The following is a 7,727-nucleotide window of genomic DNA, read 5'->3' as shown; positions in this document are numbered from 1 at the left end:
CGCCAATCAGCCGAGTGAACAACGCTCCAGGCCAATACACCTAGGGGGTGTCTCGCTCCGGGACGGTGAACTCGCACCACACGCACTTGCCGCCGCCCCGCGCCTCCACGCCCCAGACGTCGGTGAGCAGGTCGACCAGGAGCAGGCCGCGGCCCGAGACGCCGGACTCCCCGGCCTCGCGGCGGCGCGGCAGGGCGCTGGAGGAGTCCTCCACCTCCACCCGCAGCCGGCGTTCGCCGCCGGTGAGGACCCGGAGGGTGACGATCGCGGCGCCCTCGGTGTGCATCAGGGCGTTGGTGATCAGCTCGTCGGCGACGAGTTCGATCTCGTCGGCGCGGTCTGCGGCGCCCCAGGCGCGGACGGCGGCGCGGATCATGTGCCGGGCGCCGGTGAGGGCCTCGGGGTCGCCGGGGGCGACGTGCTGCTGGAGCCGGCCCCCGGTCTTGGGGGCGTCCATGCCGCGGCGGCGCAGCAGGAGCAGCGCCACGTCGTCGTCGCCGCCGCGCTCCTCGGCCACGTCGATCAGCCGGTCGGCGAGTTTCCAGACGTCCGGGGGGCCGGAGGCGACCAGCGTGGTGAGGGCCTGGAGGCCGTCGTCGAGGTCGGCGCCGGGCGTCTCGACGAGGCCGTCGGTGAGCAGCAGCAGGGTGTGGCCGGGGTCGAGTTCCAGGGTGCCGACGGGGTAGTCGAGGCTGCCGAACTCGGCGGACAGGCCGAGCGGCAGCCCGCCCTCCACGGGGACGCGGCGGCAGCTGCCGTCGGGCGCCCGCAGCAGCGGGTCGATGTGTCCGGCCCGCACCACCTGGACGACCCCGGTGGCGAGGTCGGCCTCCGCGTACAGGCAGGTCGCGAAGCGGTCGGTGTCCAGTTCGTGGAGGAAGACGGAGGCGCGGGCCATCACGGTGGCGGGGGTGTGGCCCTCGGCCGCGTAGGCGCGCAGCACGATCCGCAGCTGGCCCATGACGGCGGCGGCGTGGGTGTCGTGGCCCTGGACGTCGCCGATGACGGCGCCGACCCGGCCGCCGGGCAGCGGGATCAGGTCGTACCAGTCGCCGCCGATGTCCCTGCCCAGGGTGCCGGTGCTGCTGCCGGAGCGGTAGCGGACGGCGACGTCGGCGCCTGGCACGCTGGGGATGGTGCGCGGCAGCATGGCCTGCTGGAGACCGCTGGCGAGGTCCTTCTCCTGTTCGTAGAACATGGCCCGCTGCAGGCTCTGGGCGATGCTGCTGCCGAGGGCGACGAGGATGTCCCGCTCCTCGGGGGTGAAGCCGCGGCGGTCGCCGTAGAGCAGGCCCATCGCGCCGATGGGGCGGGCCTGGACGATGAGCGGCAGGTAGGCGGCCGAGGTGATGCCGAGGTCGGTGATGTCCGGCCACAACATGGGGTAGCGGGAGGCGAACTCCTGCGGGGACTCGATGAAGCGCGGGCTGAGGGTGCGGACCACCTCGCTCATCGGGTAGGCCTCGTCGATCCGGGTGACCTCGGTGCCGGGCACCCGGCTGCCCACCGGGCCTTCGGCGATCAGCCGGATACGGCCGGCCTCGACCAGGCCCATCACCAGGCTGGTGGCGCCGAGGTGGGTGACGCCGTCGGAGTTCTCCAGCACGTCGATGACGTCCCGGACGGTGCGGGCGTGCGCGAGGGCGGCGGTGGTGGCCTGGACGACGCTGCTCTGGTCGCCGTTGTCCTGGCCGGCGACCTCGCGCCGGGACTCGATCTCGCTCAGCTCGCGGGTGGCGTCCCGGACGATGCCGATGATCCGGCGGGGGCGGCCCGTCTCGTCGCGGCGGATGTAGCCCTGGGTGTGGGTCCAGCGCAGGCGGCCGTCGCGGCAGCGGAGCCGGAAGTAGGCGCCGTAGTTCTCGCTGCCGTCCTTGATCGCCTGGGCGACGAGGGCGTCGAGGCGGCGCGCCTCGGAGGGGGGTACGCGGGCGGCCAGGGACTCGGGGCGGCCGTTGTATTCGTCGGGGCGCACGTCGAAGACCTCGTGGGCCTGGGCGTCCATGTGGAACAGACCGCTGTCCAGGTCCCAGTCGAAGCTGCCCATGCGGTTGAGCGCCAGGATCGGGTCCGGGTGGGCGGGCCAGTCGTCCGGGAGTGACAGGGCGCTCGCTCCCCGATCAACCATGCGCCCCACCTTGCCAGGCTTTGCCCGATTCTTCGAGTTCTCAGGCCGCCCGCACTTCTGTCCACTTCACCCGCATGGGTGACACGAGCGGAGGCAGACCTACAGAGGGTGACCTCCCGCTCCGACGTCAGAATGGAAGGAGAGGAGAGCGACGGTCGTGGACTGGTTCACCGCATCCGACTACTGGCTGAGCCGGCTGGTCTTCCAGCGGGCGCTGGCCGCCGTCTATCTGGTCGCGTTCCTGACCGCGGCCCTGCAGTTCCGGGCGCTGCTCGGCTCGCGCGGCATGCTGCCGATCCCCCGCTTCGTCGCCCGGGTGCCGTTCCGGCGGGCGCCGAGCCTGTTCCAACTGCACTACTCCGACCGCTTCTTCGCCTGCTGCGCCTGGGCGGGCGCCGCGGTGTCGGCGGCGCTGCTCGCCGGGCTCGACGGCCTGCTGCCGCTGTGGGCGGCGATGCTGCTCTGGCTCGTCCCGTGGCTGCTGTACCTGTCGATCGTGAACGTCGGCCAGACCTGGTACGGCTTCGGCTGGGAGTCGCTGCTGCTGGAGACCGGGTTCCTCGCGGTCTTCCTCGGCAACGACGAGGTGGCGCCCCCGGTCGTGGTGCTGTTCCTGCTGCGCTGGATCCTGTTCCGGGTGGAGTTCGGCGCGGGGCTTATCAAGCTGCGCGGGGACGCCTGCTGGCGGAAGCTGACCTGCCTGGACTACCACCACGAGACCCAGCCGATGCCGGGCCCGCTGAGCTGGTTCTTCCACCATCTGCCCAAACCGCTGCACCGGGTGGAGGTCGCCGCCAACCACGTCACCCAACTCGCGGTGCCGGTGCTGCTGTTCACCCCGCAGCCCGTCGCCTCGGCCGCCGCCGCGCTGATGATCGTCACCCAGCTGTGGCTGGTGCTGTCCGGGAACTTCTCCTGGCTGAACTGGATCACCATCGTGCTCGCCCTGTCGGCGCTCCGCTTCCCCGCCGACCCGCCGCCCCTGCCCGGCGCCCCGCTCTGGTACGTGGTGGTCGTGCTCGCGGTGGCCGCCCTGCTGCTGTTCCTCAGCTACCGCCCGGTGGCGAACATGATCTCCCGCCGCCAGATCATGAACCGCTCCTTCGACCCGCTCCACCTGGTCAACACCTACGGCGCCTTCGGCAGCGTCAGCCGGGTGCGGTACGAGGTGGTGATCGAGGGCACGGCGGACGCGCTGCCCCGCGAGGACTCCGACTGGCGGGAGTACGAGTTCAAGGGGAAGCCCGGGGACCCCCGGCACTGGCCGCGCCAGTTCGCTCCCTACCATCTGCGGCTGGACTGGATGATGTGGTTCGCCGCGCTGTCGCCCGCCTACGCGGGGTCCTGGTTCGGGGCACTGGTGGAACGGCTGCTGGAGAACGACCGCGCCACGCTGAAGCTGCTGCGCCGCTCCCCCTTCCCGCCGGACGAGCCGCCCCGCCACATCCGTGCCCGGCTGTTCCGCTACCGGTACACCAGCTGGCGGGAGCTGCGGGAGACCGGCGCCTGCTGGGAGCGGACGTACGTGCGGGAGTATCTGCCGCCGACGCGGCTGGCCGAGGCGGTTCAGAGATCGTAGACACGGACGGCGGTGGCCTCCAGGACCTCGGTGCGTTCGTCCTCGCCGAGCCCGGCGATCAGCTCGCCGGCCGTCGCGCGCACCTCGCCGTACGTCGCCGCGAGCGTGCACACCGGCCAGTCGGAGCCGAACATCAGGCGGCGCGGCCCGAAGGCGTCGAGGACGACGTCGGCGTACGGCCTCAGGTCGTCGGCCGTCCAGGACGCGGGGTCTGCCTCGGTGACCAGGCCGGACAGTTTGCAGACCGTGTTCGGCAGGGCGGCCAGGGTGCGCACCGCGCCCGCCCACGGCTCGACGGCGCCCGAGGCGACGGGCGGTTTGCCGAGGTGGTCGAGGACGAAGGTGAGCCCGGGGTGGCCGGCGGCGGCCCGGGCGCAGGCGGGCAGCTGGTGGGGACGTACGACGAGGTCGTGGACGAGCCCCGCGTCGGCGACGGCGGCCAGGCCGCGGCACACGTCCGGACGCAGCAGCCACTCCGGGTCGGGTTCGGACTGGACCTGGTGGCGGATGCCCTTGAGGCGGTCGCCGCCGGGGAGGGCGCGCAGCCGGGCGAGTTCGTCGGCGATGTCGGGCCGGGTGAGGTCGGTCCAGCCGACGACGCCCGCGACCAGGCCGTCGGAGGCGGCGGCGAGCGCCAGCAGCTCGGGGGTCTCCTCGGGCGCGGTGACGGTCTGGACGAGCACCGTGCGGTCGACACCGGCGGCGGCAGCCTCGGGGCGGGGGTCGTCGAGGGTGAAGGTGCGGCGCAGCGGGGCGAGGGCGGGACCGGTGATCCAGTCCTGGTCGCGTACCGACAGGTCCCAGACGTGATGGTGGGCGTCGACGGTCACGGCCGCGCCTCCCCGGGCACGGGCGCGTCGGCGGGCAGCAGTCCGGTGTCGCGCAGCTCCTGCCAGAAGGCCGTCGGCACGGGCGTGCGGAACTGTGCCGCGCAGTCGTCGACCTCCGCTGCGGAGCGGGCGCCGACGAGGACGGCGGTGACGGCCGGGTGCGCGGCGCAGAAGGCGAGGGCGGCGGCGCGCAGGGTGGTGCCGTGGCGTTCGGCGGCGGACTTCAGGCGCAGGGCGCGGTCGAGGAGGGGCTGCGGTGCCTGGGCGTAGTCGTAGGTCGCCGTCGGGGTGGGGTCGGCGAGCAGGCCGGAGTTGAAGGGGCCGCCGATGACGACCGCCGTGCCGCGTTCCCGCGCGGCGGGCAGCAGGTCGGCCAGGGCGCTCTGGTCGAGCAGGGTGTAGCGGCCGGCGCACAGCACCACGTCGACGTCGGTGTCGCGGACGAAACGGGTGAGCATCGCGGACTGGTTCATGCCCGCGCCGATCCTGCGGACCACGCCTTGCGCGCGCAGCCGTTCCAGCGCCGGGTAGCCCTCCCGGAAGGCCTGCTCGGCGTGGTCGTCGGGGTCGTGCAGGTAGACCGTGTCGACGTGGTCGAGGCCGAGCCGGCCGAGGCTGGCGTCGAGGGTGCGGCGGATGCCGTCGGCGGTGAAGTCCCGGACACGGCGGTGGGTGGCGGGGACCGCGAAGCCGTTCGCGCGGTCGTCGCCGGTGCCGTCGGAGGGTTCCAGGCGGCGGCCGACCTTGGTGGACACCGTGTACGCGGTGCGCGGATGCTCGCGCAGGGCGGCGCCGAGGCGGCGCTCGGACAGGCCGAGGCCGTAGTGCGGGGCGGTGTCGAAGGTGCGGATGCCGTGGTGCCAGGCGGCGGCCACGGCGGCGTACGCCTGCTCGTCGGTGACCTCGGTGTAGAGGTTGCCGATGCCGGCGGCGCCGAAGGCGAGGGCGCTCATCGCGCCGCCGGGCGCGGGCGCAGGCCCTGCATGCCGCCGTCGACGGCGAGGGCGGTGCCGGTGGTGGCGCCGGACAGGGGGCTCGCCAGGTAGGCGACGGCGCCCGCGACTTCGGCGGCGGCGACCAGGCGGCCGGTGGGCTGGCGGGCCTCCAGGGCGGCGCGTTCGGCGGCCGGGTCGTCGGCCGCGTCGAGGAGGCGGCCTATCCACGGGGTGTCCGCGGTGCCAGGGTTGACGCAGTTGACGCGGATGCCCTCGCGGACGTGGTCGGCGGCCATGGCGAGGGTCAGGGAGAGGACGGCGCCCTTGGTGGCGCTGTAGAGGGCGCGCTGCGGCAGGCCGGCGGTGGCGGCGATGGAGCAGGTGTTGACGATCGCCGCGTGGGCCGAGCGGCGCAGGTGCGGCAGGGCGGCGCGGGCGACGCGGACCATGCCGACGACGTTGACGTCGAGGACGCGGTGCCACTCGGCGTCGTCGTTGTCCTCGACGGTGCCCTGGGCGCCGATGCCCGCGTTGTTGACGAGGACGTCGAGTCCGCCGAGGTCGTCCGCGGCGGCCGCCACCGCCCGGCGTACGGAGGGGTCGTCGGTGACGTCGGCGCGGTAGGCGAGGAGCGGCGCGCCGACCGTGGCGGGGTCCAGGTCGAGTACGGCGACCCGGGCGCCGCGCTCGGCCAGCAGCTCGGCGGTGGCCCGGCCGATGCCGGAGGCGCCGCCCGTCACCAGCGCCCTCAGGCCCTCGAAGTCGCTCATTGCGTCTGCCCCTTCCGCTTGCGCTCGGCGAGGTCGGCGGCCCAGAAGGTGCCGCCGGGGAACGTGTACCGCGCGACGGACTCCGGGCGCAGGGCGGCCGAGAAGCCGGGCGCGGTGGGTGCGGTGTAGTGCCCGTCCCGGATCACCACCGGGTCGAGGAAGTGTTCGTGGAGGTGGTCGACGTACTCGACGGCCCGGTCCTCGGTGGTGCCGGAGACCGCCAGGTAGTCGAACATCGCCAGGTGCCGGACCAGTTCGCACAGGCCGACGCCGCCGGCGTGCGGGCAGACCGTGACGTCGAAGCGGGCGGCCAGCAGCAGGATCGCCAGGTTCTCGTTGACTCCGCCGACGCGGGCCGCGTCGAGCTGGAGGACGTCGATCGCCCCGGCCTGGAGCAGCTGCTTGACGACGATCCGGTTCTGGGCGTGTTCGCCGGTGGCGACCTTGACAGGGGCGACGGCCCGGCGGATCGCGGCGTGGCCGAGGATGTCGTCGGGGCTGGTGGGCTCCTCGATCCAGTACGGGTCGAACTCGGCGAGGGCACGGGTCCAGCGGATCGCCTCGTCGACGTCCCAGCGCTGGTTGGCGTCCACGGCGAGGCGGATGTCCGGGCCGACGGCCGCGCGGGCCGCCCGGCAGCGGCGGATGTCGTCGTCGAGGTCGGCGCCGACCTTCAGTTTGATCTGCGTGAAGCCGTCGGCGACGGCCCGGCGGGCGAGCCGGGTGAGTCTGTCGTCGTCGTAGCCGAGCCAGCCGGGGGACGTGGTGTAGGCGGGGTAGCCCCGGTCCAGCAGCCGGGCCCGCCGCTCCTGGGCGCCAGTCCGGCCCCGGCGCAGCAGGGCCAGGGCGTCGTCCGGGGTGAGCGCGTCGGTGAGGTACCGGAAGTCGATCTGGCCGACCAGCCACTCGGGATCGGCGTCGGCGAGCAGTTGCCACAGCGGCTTGCGGGCGCGCCGGGCGGCGAGGTCCCAGACGGCGTTGACGACGGCGCCGATCGCCATGTGCATCACGCCCTTCTCCGGACCCAGCCAGCGCAGTTGGCTGTCGCCGACCAGGGCCCGGCTGAGCGCGCCGGGATCGGCGCACAGCTCGTCGACGGGGCGTCCGACGACATGCCCGCGCAGCGCCTCGATCGCCGCGACCTGCACCTCGTTGCCCCGCCCGATGGTGAAGACGAACCCGTGGCCCTCGGCCCCGTCGGCGGCGTCGGTGCGCAGGACGAGGTAGGCCGCCGAGTAGTCCGGGTCGGGGTTCATCGCGTCGGAGCCGTCCAGCGCGCGCGAGGTGGGGAAGCGGATGTCGTAGGTGTCGAGGGCGGTCACGCGGGCGGAGGTCGAGGACGCCATGCCGCATATTTATCAGACCACTTGGCGGCAGAACACCCTTGTGAGGGTCATGATGTCCCCTTCGGCCGACCTTCGGCCGATCTTCGTCCGATAGTGGTCCGACCACTTCCCTGACTAGACTGCGGCGCACCGACGACAG

The 7,727-nt window shown here is 73.5% G+C and carries 6 protein-coding genes; 1 reads left to right on the top strand and 5 read right to left on the bottom strand.

All coding sequences use genetic code 11. From position 1 onward, the window contains the following. Positions 1–40 precede the first annotated feature (40 nt). Positions 41–2,128: a SpoIIE family protein phosphatase gene (locus AMK31_RS33560; protein WP_073944484.1), complete on the bottom strand. Its 2,088-nt coding sequence runs from the start codon at positions 2,126–2,128 to the stop codon at positions 41–43. 157 nt (positions 2,129–2,285) lie between these two features. On the opposite strand from AMK31_RS33560, the gene AMK31_RS33555 reads away from it, so the two are divergent. Further along, on the top strand, positions 2,286–3,707 hold the full coding sequence (locus AMK31_RS33555) for a lipase maturation factor family protein (RefSeq protein WP_073944483.1): 1,422 nt from the start codon (positions 2,286–2,288) through the stop codon (positions 3,705–3,707). On the opposite strand, the gene AMK31_RS33550 is transcribed toward AMK31_RS33555, so the two are convergent. The 4 genes from AMK31_RS33550 to AMK31_RS33535 are packed head-to-tail and all read right to left on the bottom strand — an operon-like array spanning position 3,695 to position 7,588. Further along, positions 3,695–4,537, bottom strand: coding sequence for an amidohydrolase family protein (locus AMK31_RS33550; protein WP_073944482.1), 843 nt, complete (start codon positions 4,535–4,537; stop codon positions 3,695–3,697). The two genes, AMK31_RS33555 and AMK31_RS33550, sit on opposite strands and share 13 nt — an antisense overlap. Beyond that, entirely contained in the window at positions 4,534–5,490 is a 957-nt protein-coding gene (locus tag AMK31_RS33545; protein ID WP_073944481.1) for an aldo/keto reductase, read from the bottom strand. The genes AMK31_RS33550 and AMK31_RS33545 overlap by 4 nt, the downstream gene beginning before the upstream one ends. Next, a complete protein-coding gene (locus AMK31_RS33540; protein WP_073944480.1) occupies positions 5,487–6,242 on the bottom strand; it encodes an SDR family NAD(P)-dependent oxidoreductase in 756 nt (251 codons plus the stop codon). The genes AMK31_RS33545 and AMK31_RS33540 overlap by 4 nt, the downstream gene beginning before the upstream one ends. After that, entirely contained in the window at positions 6,239–7,588 is a 1,350-nt protein-coding gene (locus AMK31_RS33535; protein WP_073944479.1) for an enolase C-terminal domain-like protein, read from the bottom strand. Before AMK31_RS33535 ends, AMK31_RS33540 begins: the two co-directional genes overlap by 4 nt. Positions 7,589–7,727 lie beyond the last annotated feature (139 nt).

It is taken from the genome of Streptomyces sp. TSRI0107, assembly GCF_001905845.1.
Taxonomy (GTDB): Bacteria; Actinomycetota; Actinomycetes; order Streptomycetales; family Streptomycetaceae; genus Streptomyces.
This window is presented reverse-complemented; position numbering and strand designations above follow the sequence as displayed.